The organism is Pseudomonas sp. 24 E 13 (assembly GCF_900004715.1).
GTDB classification, from domain to species: Bacteria; Pseudomonadota; Gammaproteobacteria; order Pseudomonadales; family Pseudomonadaceae; genus Aquipseudomonas; species Aquipseudomonas orientalis_A.
Genome location: NZ_CVTO01000157.1, coordinates 45,858 through 63,724, shown reverse-complemented (window position 1 = coordinate 63,724; position 17,867 = coordinate 45,858). Strand labels below are relative to the sequence as shown.

At 61.4% G+C, this 17,867-nt stretch carries 17 protein-coding genes and 4 pseudogenes; 9 read left to right on the top strand and 12 right to left on the bottom strand.

Going from position 1 to position 17,867, the window contains the following annotated elements:
• From BFP90_RS28645 to BFP90_RS25395, 9 genes and pseudogenes are all read right to left on the bottom strand, one after another.
• Positions 1–596 (bottom strand): annotated as a pseudogene (locus BFP90_RS28645) (transposase); the annotation flags it as partial.
• Between the two features lie 153 nt (positions 597–749).
• Positions 750–923: pseudogene (locus BFP90_RS25430) on the bottom strand (HopJ type III effector protein); the annotation flags it as partial.
• Between the two features lie 128 nt (positions 924–1,051).
• Positions 1,052–1,225 (bottom strand): annotated as a pseudogene (locus tag BFP90_RS25425) (HopJ type III effector protein); the annotation flags it as partial.
• Between the two features lie 132 nt (positions 1,226–1,357).
• Positions 1,358–1,699 carry a HopJ type III effector protein gene (locus BFP90_RS25420; protein WP_065898260.1) on the bottom strand — a complete coding sequence of 114 codons (342 nt, stop codon included), beginning with the start codon at positions 1,697–1,699 and terminating at the stop codon, positions 1,358–1,360.
• The gene (locus BFP90_RS25415) at positions 1,692–1,988 is read right to left on the bottom strand and encodes a DUF1244 domain-containing protein (protein WP_065892857.1); all 297 of its coding nucleotides are present in this window, start codon (positions 1,986–1,988) and stop codon (positions 1,692–1,694) included. The genes BFP90_RS25420 and BFP90_RS25415 overlap by 8 nt, the downstream gene beginning before the upstream one ends.
• Before the next feature lie 16 nt (positions 1,989–2,004).
• Positions 2,005–2,376 carry a dihydroneopterin triphosphate 2'-epimerase gene (gene folX, locus BFP90_RS25410; RefSeq protein WP_065892856.1) on the bottom strand — a complete coding sequence of 124 codons (372 nt, stop codon included), beginning with the start codon at positions 2,374–2,376 and terminating at the stop codon, positions 2,005–2,007.
• A gap of 2 nt (positions 2,377–2,378) precedes the next feature.
• Complete coding sequence (folE, locus tag BFP90_RS25405) at positions 2,379–2,939, bottom strand: GTP cyclohydrolase I FolE (RefSeq protein ID WP_057724018.1); 561 nt, start codon at positions 2,937–2,939, stop codon at positions 2,379–2,381.
• 20 nt (positions 2,940–2,959) lie between these two features.
• Positions 2,960–3,670 (bottom strand): dihydromonapterin reductase, encoded by a 711-nt coding sequence (gene folM / locus BFP90_RS25400; protein ID WP_065898259.1) that lies wholly within the window; start codon positions 3,668–3,670, stop codon positions 2,960–2,962.
• A 57-nt stretch (positions 3,671–3,727) separates the two neighbouring features.
• Positions 3,728–4,285, bottom strand: coding sequence for an antibiotic biosynthesis monooxygenase (locus BFP90_RS25395; RefSeq protein WP_065892853.1), 558 nt, complete (start codon positions 4,283–4,285; stop codon positions 3,728–3,730).
• A gap of 242 nt (positions 4,286–4,527) precedes the next feature.
• Here BFP90_RS25395 and BFP90_RS25390 point away from each other — a divergent pair, with 242 nt between their 5' ends.
• Complete coding sequence (locus BFP90_RS25390; RefSeq protein WP_083203336.1) at positions 4,528–5,454, top strand: MerR family transcriptional regulator; 927 nt, start codon at positions 4,528–4,530, stop codon at positions 5,452–5,454.
• Between the two features lie 2 nt (positions 5,455–5,456).
• On the opposite strand, the gene BFP90_RS25385 is transcribed toward BFP90_RS25390, so the two are convergent.
• Together BFP90_RS25385 and BFP90_RS25380 are read right to left on the bottom strand one after the other, a co-directional pair.
• Positions 5,457–6,062 (bottom strand): hypothetical protein, encoded by a 606-nt coding sequence (locus tag BFP90_RS25385; RefSeq protein WP_065885065.1) that lies wholly within the window; start codon positions 6,060–6,062, stop codon positions 5,457–5,459.
• Between the two features lie 58 nt (positions 6,063–6,120).
• On the bottom strand, positions 6,121–6,588 hold the full coding sequence (locus BFP90_RS25380) for a PAS domain-containing protein (RefSeq protein ID WP_065898258.1): 468 nt from the start codon (positions 6,586–6,588) through the stop codon (positions 6,121–6,123).
• Between the two features lie 127 nt (positions 6,589–6,715).
• On the opposite strand from BFP90_RS25380, the gene BFP90_RS25375 reads away from it, so the two are divergent.
• The 7 genes and pseudogenes from BFP90_RS25375 (at position 6,716) to BFP90_RS25350 (ending at position 15,862) form a co-directional block, all read left to right on the top strand.
• Positions 6,716–7,171 (top strand): flavodoxin, encoded by a 456-nt coding sequence (locus BFP90_RS25375; protein ID WP_065892851.1) that lies wholly within the window; start codon positions 6,716–6,718, stop codon positions 7,169–7,171.
• A 226-nt stretch (positions 7,172–7,397) separates the two neighbouring features.
• Positions 7,398–7,511: pseudogene (locus BFP90_RS29365) on the top strand (class II aldolase); the annotation flags it as partial.
• Entirely contained in the window at positions 7,511–8,413 is a 903-nt protein-coding gene (locus BFP90_RS25370; protein WP_065898257.1) for an alpha/beta fold hydrolase, read from the top strand. The pseudogene BFP90_RS29365 and the gene BFP90_RS25370, both read left to right, overlap by 1 nt.
• Before the next feature lie 131 nt (positions 8,414–8,544).
• Entirely contained in the window at positions 8,545–9,456 is a 912-nt protein-coding gene (locus tag BFP90_RS25365; RefSeq protein ID WP_065885069.1) for an SDR family oxidoreductase, read from the top strand.
• Between the two features lie 484 nt (positions 9,457–9,940).
• Positions 9,941–11,722, top strand: a complete 1,782-nt coding sequence (locus BFP90_RS25360; protein WP_065885071.1) for a DUF1302 domain-containing protein — start codon at positions 9,941–9,943, stop codon at positions 11,720–11,722.
• Positions 11,723–11,749: 27 nt separating this feature from the next.
• Positions 11,750–13,108 carry a DUF1329 domain-containing protein gene (locus BFP90_RS25355; RefSeq protein WP_065898256.1) on the top strand — a complete coding sequence of 453 codons (1,359 nt, stop codon included), beginning with the start codon at positions 11,750–11,752 and terminating at the stop codon, positions 13,106–13,108.
• A gap of 252 nt (positions 13,109–13,360) precedes the next feature.
• Positions 13,361–15,862, top strand: a complete 2,502-nt coding sequence (locus BFP90_RS25350; protein WP_065898255.1) for a LuxR C-terminal-related transcriptional regulator — start codon at positions 13,361–13,363, stop codon at positions 15,860–15,862.
• Here BFP90_RS25350 and BFP90_RS25345 read toward each other — a convergent pair.
• On the bottom strand, positions 15,859–16,734 hold the full coding sequence (locus BFP90_RS25345) for a helix-turn-helix domain-containing protein (protein WP_065898254.1): 876 nt from the start codon (positions 16,732–16,734) through the stop codon (positions 15,859–15,861). The genes BFP90_RS25350 and BFP90_RS25345 overlap by 4 nt on opposite strands.
• Before the next feature lie 136 nt (positions 16,735–16,870).
• Between BFP90_RS25345 and BFP90_RS25340 the strand changes: the two genes are divergently transcribed.
• Complete coding sequence (locus BFP90_RS25340; RefSeq protein ID WP_065892844.1) at positions 16,871–17,773, top strand: DMT family transporter; 903 nt, start codon at positions 16,871–16,873, stop codon at positions 17,771–17,773.
• The last annotated feature ends 94 nt before the right edge of the window (positions 17,774–17,867 follow it).

Sequence of the window (17,867 nt, the reverse complement as noted above, 5' to 3'; positions counted from 1 at the left end):
ATGAACGAACTTGCGCTTCCAGATCGGGCGTAAATCCTGTTGTTTCATCAGCCGACGGACCTTGTGCCGCCCAATGGATACGCCATCGCTACGCAGTGCTTTCATCACCCGACGACTGCCATAACAGTGCTCATTGGTCATGAACGTAGCTTTGACCTGAGCTGCAACCGGACAGACAGCTTTTGGCTTAAAAGACCGCTGACGAGCTTCATAGAACCCCGAACGGCTGATCCGCAAAACCCGGCAGATACGTATTACCGGGTAGGCCTTGCATTGCATTTGGTGAACCAATTGGTGGATCACTTCAATTCGCGGGCAAAGAAGGCCGTAGCTTTTTTTAATATATCGTTGTCAGTCTTCAGCTCGCGGATCTGCTGCTCAAGCTGACGAATACGCTGTTGCTCGCTGGTTAACGGTTTACCAATCCCTGTACCACCTAACTGCTCGGCTTGGTACTGCTGGACCCAGCGGCGCACGGCAGTATCACTCAAGTCTAAATCGGTACAAACGGAGTTCACGCTCAGGCCTTGGTCAACAATCATCTTGCAGACTCTTAGCTTGAAAGCGGCGTCGAATTTTCTGTACTTCTTGGTCATGGAATACTCCTCAATAGGTGTAGTTTCACCTATTGAGGTGTCCGGGACTATTAGACCAGCTCACCCCGATTGCGGTGTTTCAGTATCAGATGTACTGACTGACACACTGCCATCGGGGGCAAGCCCCCTCCCACATTTAGATGTGTGTATGACTCAGGATTTGCGGGTCAGCGGCTGTGCGCTGAATTTCACACCGGCCAGACCATGGGCGATCAATGCGCGGATATTTCCGTGGTCAGTGCCTTCAGGCGTCGCGACCACCGAACGGTAATGCTCGCCAAACACCAGCAACCCTTCCAGCAACGCCAACCCCAGGCTCTTGCGCGAACTAAGCGACGCTGCAAAACAAATGTGGGAGGGGGCTTGCCCCCGATTGCGGTGTTTCAATCAGATGTACTGACTGACACACTGCCATCGGGGGCAAGCCCCCTCCCACATTTTGCTCCGCGTCTGACTCAGGATTTGCGGGTCAGCGGCTGTGCGCTGAGTTTCACACTGGCCAGACCGTGGGCGATCAATGCGCGGATGTTCCCGTGGTCAGTGCCTTCAGGCGTCGCGACCACCGAACGGTAATGCTCGCCAAACGCCAGCAGCGCTTCCAGCAACGCCAACCCCAGGTTCTTGCGCGAACTAAGCGACGCTGCAAAACAAATGTGGGAGGGGGCTTGCCCCCGATTGCGGTGGTTCAGTATCAGATGTACTGACTGACACACTGCCATCGGGGGCAAGCCCCCTCCCACATTTGTTTTGCAGCGTCTGACTCAGGATTTGCGGGTCAGCGGCTGTGCGCTGAATTTCACACCGGCCAGACCATGGGCGATCAATGCGCGGATATTTCCGTGGTCAGTGCCTTCAGGCGTCGCGACCACCGAACGGTAATGCTCGCCAAACGCCAGCAGCGCTTCCTGATCGCTCAACCCCTCCAGCAACGTCAACCCCAGGGTCTTGCACGAACCTTCGTTCTGGCCGGCGGCATTTTCCACCTCGCCGTTGGTGAAGGCTTGCGGCTGGTAGTCGTAATTTGCGGCAACAAAGGCCAGGGTGTCGGCAAAAGAGTGTTCGCCGCTTTTGAGGCTGGCGCGCAGGGTGTTCAGGTCAGTCATGGGGTTTTCCTTTGGCGAACGCCGCCTGTTGGTCGGCGCTGGCTTCTTGCTGGTATTGGGCTTTCCACTGCGCGTACGGCATGCCGTACACCACTTCACGGGCGTCATCGAGGCTCAGCTCGATCCGGCGCTCATCGGCCTCGGCCTTGTACCACTTGGACAGGCAGTTGCGGCAGAAGCCGGCCAGGTTCATCAGGTCGATGTTCTGTACATCCTTGCGGCTGTCCAGGTGGGCTACCAGCCGACGGAAGGCGGCGGCTTCGAGTTCGAGGCGTTGTTGGTCGTTCATAGGGCTCACTTGAGTATCAGCGGCTGGCCGCCAGAGTAATCGAAACCGACTCGGCAAAGCGCAGCGCATGGGGCTTGTCCACTTCGACTTCGGCGTACAGCACCGATGGGTTACTCATCACCAGGTCCAGCAGCTCCTGGGTCAGGCGCTCGAGCAGGGCAAAACGGTTGCCTTCGACGTGGGCGATGATCGCCTTGGTGATGGTGCGGTAGTTCAAGGCATGGTCGATGTCATTATCGCGCACGGCTTCCTGGGCGGCATACAGGATGGTGAGGTTGATCAGCACATCCTGCTTGTTGAGGATTTCGTCCTCGTTGATACCGATAAAGGTGCGCAGGCGCAGGTCCTTGACCCGGATGCGCGCCATGCCTGGTTGAAGTTGTGGCATTGCTACTTGCTCCGTCCAATCAGTTGCAGGAACTCCATGCGCGTGGTGTTCGACTCGCGGAAGGCGCCGAGCATCACTGAGGTGTTCATGGTTGAATTCTGTTTTTCCACGCCGCGCATCATCATGCACATGTGCCTGGCCTCGATCACCACCGCCACGCCGGCGGCCTGGGTCACGTCCTGGATGGCATCGGCGATCTGCCGGGTGAGGTTTTCCTGGATCTGCAGGCGCCGGGCGAACATGTCGACGATGCGCGCCAGCTTCGACAGGCCCAGCACCTTGCCGGTCGGAATATAGGCCACGTGGGCCTTGCCGATAAAGGGCAGCAGGTGATGCTCGCACAGCGAGTACAACTCGATGTCCTTGAGGATCACCATCTCGTCATTGTCAGAGGCGAACAAGGCGCCGTTGACGATTTCCTGCAGGTTCTGCTCATAGCCATGACACAGATACTGCATCGCCTTGGCGGCGCGCTTGGGCGTATCGAGCAGGCCTTCGCGCTCGGGGTCTTCACCCAGGCCCTTGAGGATCTCGCGGTAATGGTGGGGCAGGGACAAAGTCATACAACATCCTCACAAACGGCTTACTTGATGTGCCGCCCGCCGTTGACGGTCAGGGTGGTCCCGGTGACATAGGGGTTGTCCAGCAGGTAACGCACACTCTGGTAGATCACTTGCGGCCCGGGCTCGATGCCCAGTGCCGACTTGGCCAGGACCCTGTCGCGATAGGCCGCGTCGTCGCCTTCATTGAACATCACCATGGCCGGCGCGATGCCGTTGACCTTGATCAACGGCGCGAACTGCGCGGCAAACGACAGCGTGAGGCTGTCGAGCCCGGCCTTGGTGGCGCAATAGGCGATGTGCTGACGGCTGCCCTTGCGCACCACATCGTCGCTGATATGGATGATGTCGGCGGGTGTCGAGCGTTGCAGCAGAGGTGAACAATGCAGGTTGATCAGGTACGGCGCAAGCATGTGCACGCTGAACATGTCGATAAAGGCGCGGCTTTCGTCGCCCGGGGTCTCTGCGACCCAGGCCGAGGCATTGTGGATGATCGCGCGCAGCGCATCGGTGTGTGTCTTCAGCTCAGCGATGAACGCCAGGATTCCCGCTTCGCTGGAAAAGTCCGCAAACAGCCCGACCGCGCCGCGTTCGCGCAGTTGCTGCACACCTGGACGTTCGCTGCGGTAGCTGAACATCACCGGGTGCCCTTCGTCCAGCAGGCGCTCGGCGCAATACAGGCCGACACGCTGGCCGGCACCGGTGATCAGGATCGGGGCGTTTGTTGCAGTCATGGGAGGCTCGCGTCGCTGGCAGATGCGAACTATACCAGCGACCCGTCTCCCCTGTACTCAGGCGGCGGCTTCGCCGGTCTTGCGGGGCGGCGTCGGATGCAGCCAGTGCGCCAGCAGATGAGTCGATAACGGGATAAAGAAGTAAACCATCAGCGGTGTGAGCGCCAAGGTGCTGACCAGCACCCGGCTGAACAGGTCCAGCTCGCCGAGCAAGGGGCCCAGGCCGAAGTTGAACAACAGCGACACCGGAAAAAACGCCAGCCAGATCGCCACCGCCTGTTTCCAGCGCGGCGGGCGCGCGCCCACGGCACCGAACCAGCCATCGATGCCGCTCACGCGATGTTCGGACGGGTTGGCGAACAGCTCGCTGCCACGGCTCAGCCAGGCACTGCGCGACGCGGAAAACTCCCAGGCATGCAGGGTCTTTTCATCGGCGAAGCGGAAGATGATCTGGAATTCATCATCATGGGGTGGCGGTGCGAGCACGCCGGAGCCCAGGTACCCGGGAAAGTCGGTGGCCAATTGCTCGCCTTCGCGCAGCCAGGCCATCAGTTCTTCGTAGCGACCTTTGGCCACACGGCGCGCAACCATCAAGGTGACGGGGGAGGTAGACATTGTGTATCTCCAGATAAACGGGTGCGCTTGACCGGGTAGGCGGCGCACGAGCGCAGCGGCGGGTATTGCCACTGCGCTGAAAAAACAGGCAAGGATTATTCCTGTTTTGAGAAAATACGCCAGTGACATTGGTCCGAAGTCCAGCGCCCTTGAAAAAGACAGGTTTAAATGCGTTAAATGAGGTTCCATTCCTGGTGGCTTTTGTCAGAAATAACGTGATTACTGCACCGATTGATAACACTTTGCAGCTGGAATCGATTGATTCGGAGCACCTGTTCCCCATTCGGGAAGTGGCAAGATTGACAGGCGTCAATCCGGTCACTCTGCGAGCGTGGGAGCGGCGCTACGGGCTGATCCGTCCCGTGCGCACCGAAAGCGGGCACCGCCTCTACTCCAGGGTCGATATCGAGACGGTCAATCGTATTATCGAGTGGACTGAGCGTGGCGTCGCGGTGAGCAAGGTAGGCAAACTTCTGGCCCGTGACGCTCAACAGGCCGACGCGCTGCGTGCCGAGCGCGACGCGGCTGCAGACAGCGAATGGCCGCAGTGGCGGGCTCGGCTGCTGCAGGCCATCAGTGCTTTCGATGATCGCCAGTTGGAAAGCGTGTACGGCCAGATTTTCTCGACCTATCCCTTGAACGTCGCGTTCCAGGACATCCTGATGCCGCTGTGGAACGACTTGCTGCGCCGTCAGGGCGGTTTCGGCCAGGCCAGCGAGTGGCTGTTTTTCGACGCGTTCCTGCGCGTGCAGACGCTCCTGCGCCTACAGATAGCCAGCGCATCGGCGGCGCCCCGCGTGTTACTCAGCGCCATGCCGGGTGAGTGCCGAAAACTGGAGCTTTTGGTGGCGGCGCTGCTGATGAGCGGGGAGGATTTGACCGTGAAGGTGCTGGGCCTGGGTCAGCCGGTCGAGGAGTTGACCCTGGTCTGTGAAAAGATCCGCCCCCAGGCGATGGTCATTTTCTCCAATCACTCACACAAGCAGGACTTGGAAGCGCGCTTGAACCGGCTGGCATTGACCCTCAACTGCCCGCTGTTTCTGGCAGGTGCTGCATCGGACCTGTTGCAGGCCGATCTGACCGGTACTTCCATCGGTGGCCTGGGCAGCGAAGGGCGCCAGATGCAGCAGCGTCTGCAGCAGTTTCTCAGTGGCGGCCCGGATACCTGATCTCAGGCATGTACCTGCGGATGCACCAGACGATGCTGGTGCAGGATGAACTGGCGCAGGCGCTCGATTTCATCCGCGTCACTCTGATTCAGGCGGTAGGCGAACAATCCCCGGGCGGTTTCCCGCTCCAGCGTACCGCGCAGCGCAATGCGTTCGTAACCGGACGGGCTGAACCACAACGAGAAGGTTTTCGGCGGTCTGGCTCGGCCACGCCCTTCTACCAGCACACCTTTGAATGACACTTCATGCACCCACAGGGCGCTGGCGTAGCCCTTGCTGTTCTCCAGGGCCACCGGCTCTTCAAGGGCCAGGCGCCATGGGCGAACCATCGGCCCGTCTTCAAAAATACTCGGCACGCCCAACCGAAGATGCACTGCATGAAATTCATCCTCAACCAGATGCAGAGGGAAGGTCAGTTGCTGATTGTCGAACTGCGCCTGGAGGGTGACTTGATCATGAGCGGCCAGCCGGGTCAGCAGATCGCGAATCTGTGCACCGCCATTGACCGTCAGGCTCGACCCTGCGTCCCGCAGGTTGAGCTGCGGGTTGTGCTGCATGTTCTGGATAAAATCCAGCTCGTCCTGAGTCAATAGAGCATCGCGGCGCATTGATATAGCTCAACGGTTGGGCATTAAAAAGCCATTATCGCTCTAAAGAACGCACTTTTTACAGCTTGTTAACGCCGCTCGTTGACTTGAGCGCCGCCAGCTCGGCTTTAAGCTCGGCTACCTGGGTTTCCAGCTGAGCCACGCGTTGCTGTGCCTTGACCTGGGTGGTGACGTCTTTTTGCACGCCGACGAAATACGTCTGCTGGTCGGCCGCGTTGTACACCGTGGATACCGAGAGTTCGTTCCAGAAGTGCGTGCCGTCCTTGCGGTAGTTGCGCACGATCTCGCGGCAGGCGCCGCCACTGTCGAGCGCCTCGCGGATCGCCATCAGGGCCGGCTGGTCGCGATCGCCCGACTGCAGGAAACGGCAGTCCTGATAGAGAATCTCGTCCAGGGTATAGCCGGTCAGACGTTCGAACGCGGGGTTGACGTAGATCAGCGGCTTCTCGTCGCCCTCGCGTTCGGCAACGACGATGCCGTCGTTGGACGCGTTGACAACCATCTGCAGCAACTTGGGGTTAATCATTGAGCGTTCCATGGCGTGTTCCGATGGTGCAAGTTTATGGCAAATTCTGAATGTTGCACGGCAGGCACTGAAACCCTGGTGCAGCTGCTAATATCCTACGCTTTCGTTCAATGACAGGATCAGATTGATGAAAGTCGCCATCCTTTCCGGCTCGGTCTACGGTACGGCAGAAGAAGTCGCCCGCCACGCCCGGGACATCCTCAACGCAGCGGGTTTTGAAGCCTGGCACGATCCGCGCGCCACGCTGGCGCAGGTGCAGGCTTTCGCCCCCGAGGCGTTCCTGGCGGTCACATCGACCACCGGCATGGGCGAATTACCCGACAACCTGCAGCCGTTGTATTCGAGTATTCGCGACCAACTGCCTGCTGCCTGGCGCGGCCTGCCCGGTGCGGTCATTGGCCTGGGCGACGCCAGCTACGGCGACACCTTCTGCGGCGGCGGCGAGCAACTGCGCGAATTGTTCGGCGAGTTGGGCGTACGCGAAGTGCTGCCGATGCTGCGCCTGGATGCCAGCGAAAGTGTGACCCCGGAGAGCGACGCCGAGCCGTGGCTGGCCGAGTTTGTGACTGCCCTGCAGCCATAGCAAACGGGCGCGTCGTCTGGGGGCGCACTGGTCGGCGTGTGTTTATTGACGGCGCTTCTCTGACACCGATTTGTACTATTCTCTTAGCTGACTCGCTCAGTCATCAAGCTGGCTGCGAAGGCAACTCCGCAAGCCAGGGCGTCTGACTAGACTGGCCCATCACTTAAAAAATAATAATAAGTGCGCCAAGGAGGTCAACATCGTGAGTCTAGCCCCGGTTTCATCGTCAAAGGCGATGGTGGCAGCTGTCACAAAAAGTGCCCAAGGTATGAGCGCAGCGCTGGCCTGGCCGGCGCTGCTGCGCAGATTGGATCACCAGGACCTCGGGTATAAAAGCTGATGCCACTTGCAGAAATTCCGCTCAGCGTCTGGCGCAAGCGCGGCCAGGACTTCGTCTTTCGCGGCCAGTCCATTCGTTATTGGGTGGCCGGGCAGGGCGAACCGCTGCTGCTGCTTCATGGCTTTCCCACGGCCAGTTGGGATTGGCATTACCTGTGGCAGCCCCTGGCCCAGCGCAATCTGGTGATTGCCTGCGACATGCTCGGCTTTGGCGACTCGGCCAAACCGCTGGATCATGGCTATTGCCTGCTGGAGCAAGCGGACCTGCAACAGGCGCTGCTCGAGCACCTGGGGGTGACGAAACCGGTGCACGTGTTGGCCCATGACTATGGCGACAGCGTGGCCCAGGAACTGCTGGCCCGGCATTATGAAGGCCGGTTCCAGATGGCCAGTTGTGTGTTTCTCAACGGTGGGCTGTTCCCTGAAACCCACCGTGCAACCTTGGTGCAGAAGTTGTTGCTCAGCCCCTTGGGCTGGATGATTGGCCGAGCCTCGGGAAGAGGCGGCCTGGCCAACAGTTTCAACCAGATCTTTGGCCCACGGACGCGGCCAAGCGAAAGCGCCCTGGATGATTTCTGGAGCCTGATTGAACGCAATGATGGCACGCGCATCCTGCACAAGCTGATCGGCTATATCCCTCAGCGCCGTCGCCTGCGCGATCGCTGGGTGGCAGCGATGCAACGCGACGACGTGCCGTTGCGCGTCATCGACGGTGAGGTCGATCCCATTTCCGGCGCGCACATGGTGGAGCGCTACCACCAACTGGTGCCGCATGCCGATACGGTATTGCTGGCCGGCATCGGCCACTACCCGCAGATCGAGGCGCCGGTCCAGGTGCTCAGGCATTACCAGGCGTTCCGTGAGCATATTGGCCAGCAGTCGGTGCGTGCGGCTTGTTCCTGAGCCTTGCACCTGGCCCAAGGCATCATCCCGCTGCCTTATCGAGCACCATTCAGCGCCGGCCGTATTTATTGTGACCAAAGGCGCTGTGCCCGACACTCTGGCCATTGCCATTGTCGCCAGAGGAGTTGGGTATGAATCAGTCAGTGCAGTTGCAGGATAAGGTCGTGATCGTCACCGGTGCCGGCGGCGGATTGGGCCGGGCCCATGCGCTGCTGTTCGCCCGCCACGGGGCCAAGGTGCTGGTCAATGATCTCGGTGGTTCGACCCAGGGCGAAGGCGCCAATGCCTCGGCCGCCGACCGCGTGGTGGCTGAAATCCGCGAAGCCGGCGGCACTGCCCAAGCCAACCATGATTCCGTCACCGACGGCGACAAAATCGTGCAGAACGCGTTGGACGCGTTCGGCCGTATCGATGTGGTGGTGAACAACGCCGGCATCCTGCGTGACAAGACCTTCCACAAAATGGACGACAGCGATTGGGACCTGGTTTACCGGGTGCATGTCGAAGGCGCCTACAAAGTCACGCGCGCCGCCTGGCCGCATCTGCGCGAGCAGGGTTATGGCCGGGTGATCTTCACCGCGTCCACCTCGGGCATCTACGGCAACTTCGGCCAGTCCAACTACGGCATGGCCAAGCTCGGCCTGTATGGCTTGACCCGAACCCTGGCGCTGGAAGGGCGCAAGCACAACATCCTGGTCAACGCAATTGCCCCCACCGGCGGCACGCGCATGACCGAAGGGCTGATCCCGCCGCAGGTGTTCGAGCGCCTCAAGCCGGAACTGGTCAGCCCGTTGGTGGTGTACCTGGGCAGCGAAGCCTGCCAGGAAACCTCGGGCCTGTTCGAGGTCGGCGGCGGCTGGATCGGCAAGACCCGTTGGGAGCGCAGCCTGGGCGTGGGTTTCGATCCCGAAGCGGGCTTTTCGCCGGATGACGTGGCGGCACACTGGCAGCAAATCTGCGACTTCGAAGGGGCCGCGCACCCCAGCGACAATATCGAGGCGTTGAAAGAGATGATGGCCAACTTGCAGAAGTTCAGCCTCTGATCGTTGCCATAAAATCAGTGAATCCCACGGGGCGCCGACAGCGCCCCGTTTTTATTCCAGGCATAAAAAAGGCCGCTGCACAGGCAGCGGCCGAAGTAAGACGTTGGATCAAGGAGCGATAAATCAACGTCAGTGAACACGGGTAACAGATTGAAAAAGAGTGACAATCCGTTGGATTCAAGCTTTTCTCCCCAACTCGGGAGCGGGCCGTTTGCCCTGAAAGCGAGGTAAGAATAATCGGTTGTAACAGAATGAGTAATAGCAGTTCAGGACAAGGACTGTTACCAAAACAGCAACAATTACGCGCTCGCCATCGATTCCTCTGATAAGCCACCATCCATCCAATCCATGACCCGCGCCGAAACCCCTGCCGGCGCGGCTCGTCATCCTTTCGAGCGACAACACGAATACCTCCTTGGTGCGCTTATCGCTCTTCATGGGCGGCAGTAGGGTGGGGCCTTCTGTCACTCACCGGGGAAGACGCATGACAAAAACAACAATGCGCGCCATCTTCACGCCACAGGCGCTGGCCGCTGCGGTTGCCGTGGGCTGCTGTGCCCAGGCACAGGCTGTTTCGTTCAACATTGGCGAGATCGAAGGGCAATTCGATTCCTCGCTGTCGGTCGGTGCGAGCTGGGGCATGCGCGATGCCGACCGAAGCCTGGTCGGCACCGTCAATGGCGGCACGGGCCAGGCGTCCACCGGGGATGACGGGCGTCTGAACTTCAAGAAGGGCGAAACCTTCTCCAAAATCTTCAAGGGCCTGCACGACCTTGAACTCAAATACGGCGACACCGGTGTGTTCGTGCGCGGCAAGTACTGGTACGACTTCGAGCTCAAGGACGAAGACCGCGAGTTCAAGCCGATCAGCGACCACAACCGCAAGGAAGGCGCCAAATCCAGTGGCGCGCAGATCCTCGACGCGTTCGTCTACCACAACTATTCCCTGGGCGACCTGCCCGGCACCGTGCGCGCCGGCAAGCAGGTGGTCAGTTGGGGCGAAAGTACCTTCATCGGCAACTCCATCAACAGCATCAACCCGATCGACGTGTCGGCGTTCCGTCGCCCAGGCGCAGAGATCAAGGAAGGCTTGATCCCGGTGAACATGCTGTTTGCCTCCCAGAGCCTGACCAATCAGCTGACCGTGGAAGGTTTCTACCAACTGGAATGGGACCAGACGGTACTGGACAACTGCGGCACCTTCTTTGGCGGTGACGTCGCGGCGGATGGCTGCACCGGTAACTACACGGTGGGCAGCCCGGGGATTGCACCGCTGCAACCCATCGCGGCGGCACGCGGCCAAGGTTTTGTGGTGACCCGCGAAGGCGTGGTGGTGCAGCGCGCCGCGGACCGTGATGCGCGCGACTCCGGCCAGTTCGGCGCGGCCTTGCGCTGGCTGGGTGACGACACCGAATACGGCCTGTACTTCATGAACTACCACAGCCGCACCCCGACCGTGGGCACGATTACCGCCAATACCAACCTTGCGACCATCGGCGCCATTGGTGCCGCCGCCCCGCCGGGCTTGGGCGGGGCGCTGGCCCAGAGCACCATGCTCGGCCGTGGCCGGTACTACCTGGATTACCCGGAAGATATCCGTTTGTTCGGCGCCAGCTTCTCCACCACCTTGCCCACCGGCACGGCGTGGACCGGCGAAATCAGCTATCGACCCAATGCGCCCGTACAACTCAACACCACCGACCTGACCCTGGCGCTGGTCAACCCGATTGCCGGCAATACCGCGTCACCCATCCGCAGTTCGTTTGGCGCCGACAACAAAGGCTACCGCCGCAAGGAAATCACCCAGATCCAAAGCACCATGACCCAGTTCTTCGACCAGGTGCTGGGCGCCGAACGCCTGACCCTGGTGGGCGAAGCGGCCGTGGTGCATGTCGCCGGCCTGGAAGATAAAACCAGACTGCGTTATGGCCGCGACTCGGTGTACGGCGCCTATGGGTTCCAGGGTGACACCGACGGTTTCGTCACCTCCACCTCCTGGGGCTACCGCGCACGGGCAATCCTTGACTACAACAACGCGATTGCCGGGGTGAACCTCAAGCCCAACCTGTCCTGGTCCCATGACGTCGCCGGCTACGGCCCCAACGGGATTTTCAACAAAGGCGCCAAGGCCATCAGCGTCGGCGTGGACGCGGACTACCGCAGCACCTACACCGCCAGCCTCAGCTACACCGACTTCTTTGGCGGCGACTACAACACCCTGACCGACCGCGACTTCCTCGCCCTCAGCTTCGGCGTGAACTTCTGATTTGGCTTAAAAGAAGGACAAGAACTTATGCGTAAGACAATTGCAGTGCTGGCCCTGAGTCTATTGGCCGCCCACGTGATGGCAGCGGTATCGCCGCAAGAAGCCGCCAAGCTTGGCACCACACTTACCCCGGTCGGCGCCGAAAAAGCCGGCAACGCCGATGGCTCGATCCCGGCCTGGACCGGCGGCATCCCGAAAAACGCCGGCGCGGTGGACAGCAAGGGCTTTCTCGCCGACCCGTTCGCCGCTGAAAAGCCGCTGTTCGTGATCACCGCCGCCACCGTCGACAAGTACAAGGACAAGCTTTCAGACGGCCAGGTGGCGATGTTCAAGCGCTACCCCGAGACCTACAAGATCCCGGTGTACCCGAGCCACCGTACGGTCAACCTGCCGGCCGATGTCTACGAGTCGATCAAGCGCAGCGCCCTCAACGTCAAGGCGATCAACGACGGCAACGGTCTGGAAAATTTCACCGGTAACCGTTACTACGCGTTCCCGATCCCGAAAAATGGCGTAGAGGTGTTGTGGAACCACATCACCCGCTACCACGGCGGCAACCTGCGCCGCATCATCACCCAGGCCACGCCCCAGACCAACGGCAGCTACACGCCGATCCGCTTCGAAGAAGAAGTCGCGGTGCCCCAGGCCATCCCCGATATCGACCCGGCCAAGGCGGCCAACGTGCTGAGTTATTTCAAGCAATCGGTCACCGCGCCGGCGCGGCTGGCCGGCAATGTGCTGCTGGTGCACGAAACCCTCGACCAGGTGAAGGAACCGCGCCTGGCCTGGATCTACAACGCCGGCCAGCGCCGTGTAAGGCGCGCGCCGCAGGTGTCGTATGACGGGCCGGGCACCGCCTCCGACGGCCTGCGCACCACGGATAACTTCGACATGTTCTCCGGCGCGCCCGACCGCTATGACTGGAAACTGGTGGGCAAGAAGGAGCTGTACATCCCTTACAACAGCTACAAGCTCGACTCGCCCACCCTCAAGTACGACGACATCATCAAGGCCGGGCATATCAACCAGGACCTGACTCGCTATGAGCTGCATCGCGTCTGGGAAGTGGTCGGCACTGTCAAGCCGAGCGAGCGGCACATCTACGCCAAGCGCCACATGTACATCGACGAAGACAGCTGGCAGGTCGCCCTGGTGGACCACTACGACGGTCGCGGCCAACTGTGGCGCGTCGCCGAAGGCCATGCGCAGTTCTATTACGACCACCAGGTGCCGGCCTACACCGTGGAAACCCTCTACGACCTGATTGCCGGACGCTACCTCGCACTGGGCATGAAGAACGAGGAGAAGAGCAGCTTCGTGTTTGGCTTCGCGGCCAAGGCGGCGGATTACACCCCGGCGGCGCTCAGGTCCGAAGGCGTGCGTTAGTCCTCAACTGTGATCGTTCCCACGCTCCGCGTGGTAATGCATCCCGTGACGCTCTGCGTCACCTGTACGCGTTGAGTTGTCGGCGGGACGCGGAGCGTCCCAGGCGGCATTCCCACGCGGAGCGTGGGAACGATCAAACCCCCTACACATCGGGTTTTATGCATGGTCCTTAATCACCCCGCTGAATACTTCTTCAACAACCGCCCACCACAGGACTAGGGTTGCATCACAATAAAAAATCAGGATGCAGCAATGACCGCCCTGACACGCTGCCTGGACCGTCCTGGATTCATGCCTCGGCTGTCCGCCCACCATGTGCTGCGCCCGCGCCTGGCCGCACCGTTGCTCGCGGCGTCGGCGCGTGTGAAGTTGTTGTGCGCGCCGGGCGGCAGTGGCAAGAGTGCGCTGCTCGCCGAATGTGCACTGCAGGCGCCGCCCGGCTGCCAGGTGTACTGGTTGGCACTCAATGGTGGCGTGGCGTGCCCTGATGATTTTTCCCGGCGCCTGGCCCACAGCCTTGGGTTGCCCTACACCGATGAAACCACGTTATTGCTGGATCTGGGCCGCTGGCAACCCACGGCGTGGGTGTGCCTGGATGATTTCTGCCGCCTGCCGGCGCCCGAGCTGGACGCCTTGCTGGACCGGTTGCTCGCCGCCAGCAGCCCGGCGCTGACCTGGTGGCTGGGCGCGCGACGCCGACCATCGTGCAATTGGCCACGGCTGTTGCTTGATGACGAATTGCTGGAGTGCGGCAGCGCTGAACTGGCCTTCAATGCTACGGAAATCCAGGCATTGCTCGGGCCTGGACAGACTGTCGAGAGCGTCATGCAATTCAGCGCAGGCTGGTGTGCCGGGGCGCGCATCGCGTTACTCAATGACGGCCATGCCGATAAAACCTTGCTCGATTATCTGCAACACGAAGTGTTCAACAGCTTGCCGGCGGAGTTGGCCGAAGCCTGGCGGGTGCTCGCCAACCTGCCGCGCTTCAATGCGGGCCTGTGTGAACATCTGTTCGGCTTTGGTGACGGTGCTCAGTACCTGCGTGAGCTGCAAGCGCTCGGTGCGTTTATCCAGCCCTGGGAAGGCAGCACCGATGGGCTGCAGATATTTGCCCCCCTGGCGCGCCTGCTGCGCGAAGAGCCCTGGCCGGCCAAGCGCGCCTGGCACCGGCGCGCCTGCCAGTGGTTCAGTGCCGAGCAGGACTGGCAGGCCGCCTTCGAGCAGGCGCTGCTGGCGCAGGAATACGAGGCGGCGGTGAGCCTGTTGCAGCACTTCAGTTTCGAAGACTTGTTTCGCGGGCAAAATGCCGTGTTGCTGTTGCGCCTGCATGAGCAGCATGGTGATGAATTGATGCTCGGCTCGGCGCAATTGGTCGGGCTGGTCACGGCGGCACTGCTGTTTGCCGGGCGCTTCGAGCAGGCGGCGGTGTGCATCGACCAGTTGGCTCGATTCGCGCCGCGACCCACGGCGACGGCGCAGCGTCACCTGGTGGCGCGCTGGCAGGCGCAGGCCGGCTGGCTGCTGCACCTGAGCGGCGATGCCGACGGTTCCCGCGCGCATTTTCTGGAGGCGCTGCAAGCCCTGCCCGAGAGTGCCTGGACATCGCGCCTGATGTGCCTGTCGGGACTGACCCAGCAAGCCCTGCTGCGCGGTGAGCTGGATGTCGCCCAGACCTTCAATCGCGAAGCGCTGTGCCTGGCCCGCGCCCACGGTTCGCTGGTGTTGGAGGCCTTGCTGGAGCTGGATCACGCCCAGTTGCTGGAACAGCGCGGCGCGCCTTACCGGGCGCAAAGCCTGCTGGAAAGCGTGCAGGCGATGCTGGCCGAGCAGCGCTTGCAGGCGGGGCCACTGATGGGGCGTATCGCCCTGCGACGCGGGCATCTGGCGTTGCGTCAAGGGCAGGACGCCCTGGCGGGCGAGTGTTTCGAGGTCGGTATGAACATCTGCCTGCACAGCCAGGACAAGCGGGTGCTCTACGGGTTTCTCGGGCTGGCGCTGCTGGCGGCCAATCGTGGTGATTACGCCCAGGCGTTTATCCAGCTGCGCGATGCCGAGCGGCTGATGCAGCAGCGCCACGTTCCCGTGCTGGTGTACCGCGCGGTACTGTTGTTGGTCAGCGGGCATTTCTGGTTGCAGCAGGGGCGCGCGGAATTGACGGTGGAAGCCGTGCGCCGCGTGTTGCGTCATTTTCACGGGCCCTGCGCCAAGCAGGCGCCGCCGGCCACACTGGAATTGATCCCGCGTCTTGAGTACCTGCTGGTGCTGGCCGAGGTCAGGCTGGGCTGCGCCGAACAGCCGCTCGAGCGTCTCGGCGCCTTGCTCGACAGCACCCGGCAACGCGGCATGCTGTGCCTGGAAACCGAGCTGCAGTTGGTGCTGGGCGAGGTGGCCTGGCGCCTGGGAGAGCCGACCCGGGCGCGACTGGCGCTGCAAGCCGGCCTGGCATTGGCGGCGCGTTGCCAGGTGCAGCAGGCGGTGCGCGAGTTGCGTCTACGCGCACCGGGCTTATTGAGTGAGTTGGGGCTCGAACCGCAAGCGTCGCCCGTCGGCGTCACGCAAAACCCGCTGAGCCAGCGTGAACTGGAAGTGTTGCAGTTGATCGCCCTGGGCAACTCCAATCTGCAAATTGCCGACCGCCTGTATATTTCCCTGCACACGGTCAAGACCCATGCGCGGCGTATCCACAGCAAACTCGGGGTGGAGCGACGCACCCAGGCGGTGGCCAAGGCCAAGACGCTGGGCTTGATGGGCTAGGCGCGAAAGGCCTGGCGATAGTCCCCGGGCGCCGCCCCCATGGCTTGGCGAAAGCGCTGGTTGAAATGACTGGCGCTGGAGAAACCGCACATCAAGGCGATCTCCCCCACGGCCAGGGCGCTGCCGCGCAGCAGGCTCTTCGCACGGGCCAGCCGGCGCGCCAGCAAATACTGGTGGGGCGGCAGGCCGAAGCTTTGGCGGAACATGCGCGCGAAGTGGTACTCCGACAGCGCGCACAGGCTCGCCAGTTGGCCGAGGCTGATGGCGTCCTGCAGGTGCTGGTCGATGTACTCCACCAACCGCCGCCGCTGGTGCGCGGCCAGCCCACCTTTTACCCGCAGGCCGTCACGGGCGCCGACCTGGCTGAGCAGGGTATGACTGAGCATTTCGTGGGCCAGGCTGCTGGTCAGCAGGCGCTCGCCGGGCTCGTGCCAGTTGAGGGCAATCAACTGGTGAAAGCATCCGGACAGGCGGGCGTCTTCGAGGAAGGTGCCTTCGCGCAATTGCAGCTCGCGGGGTTCGCGGTCGAGCAGGGTGACGCAGCCGAGGGCAAATTGTTCGGGGCTGAAATACACATGGGCCAGGCGAATCTGACCATTGATCACCCATGCCGATTGATGCTCGGCCGGCAGGATGCACAGTTTGTCCGGACCGCCCTTGACGCCCGGCTGGTCACGGCGAAAAGTGCCGGTGCCGCCGCCGATGTAGCACGACAACGTGTGATGGCTGGGCGCCTGATAATCCTGGGAATCGTGGTGGTTGCTCCACAATGCTGCGGACAAACCGTCACCGAGCTCGGCGCAGGCTTGCAGGCGTGCGTTGGGCGAGCGGTTAAGGGCTTGAAAGACTTGCAGGGATTCCAGTGCTGGCATGCTGTGTTCTCCGACGTTTTGCATCCTACCGCGCCGTCATGGCGCTGTGAGCCCCGTGTCTTACAAAAGCGCAAGAATGTGCAAGAGAACCGCACGCGGTAAAAGCGACACTGTGGCTCACTTATCGGAGCCCGCTATGAACCTTTCCCTGTATCTACTCACGGTGCTGATCTGGGGCACCACTTGGATCGCGCTCAAATGGCAGTTGGGCGTGGTGGCGATTCCCGTATCGATCGTTTATCGCTTTGGCCTGGCGGCGCTGGTGCTGTTCGTGCTGTTGCTGCTCAGCCGCCGTCTGCAGGTGATGAACCGGCGCGGGCACCTGATTTGCCTGGCGCAGGGCCTGTGCCTGTTTTGCGTCAATTTCATGTGTTTTCTCACCGCCAGCCAGTGGATCCCCAGCGGGCTGGTGGCGGTGGTGTTTTCCACGGCGACCTTGTGGAACGCGCTGAATGCCCGGGTGTTTTTCGGTCAGCGGGTCGCACGCAATGTGTTAATGGGCGGCGCGCTTGGGTTGCTGGGCCTGGGCTTTTTGTTCTGGCCGGAGGTGGCCGGGCATACCGCCAGCCCGCAGACCTTGCTCGGCCTGGGCTTGGCCTTGCTGGGCACGATGTGTTTTTCGGCGGGCAATATGCTCTCGAGTTTGCAGCAGAAAGCCGGGCTCAAGCCGTTGACCACCAATGCCTGGGGCATGGCCTATGGTGCGGCGATGCTGGCGGCCTATTGCGCAGTGCGTGGTATTCCGTTCGAGATGGACTGGAGTGCGCGGTATATCGGCGCGCTGTGGTACCTGGTGATCCCGGGTTCGGTAATTGGCTTTACCGCCTACCTGACGCTGGTGGGGCGCATGGGGCCGGAGCGGGCGGCCTATTGCACTGTGTTGTTCCCGGTGGTGGCGCTGAATGTATCGGCATTTGCCGAGGGCTATCAGTGGACTGCCCCGGCGCTGGCGGGGTTGGTGCTGGTGATGCTGGGCAATGTGCTGGTGTTTCGCAAACCCAAGCCGGTGACCCCGATTTTGCATGCGAAACAGGTTTGATGTGGGAGGAGGCAAGCCCCCGTAGCCATAGGTATCTACACAATTTTGGTGCGACACCGCACCTGTGGCGAGGGAGCTAACGCGTATCTACCTG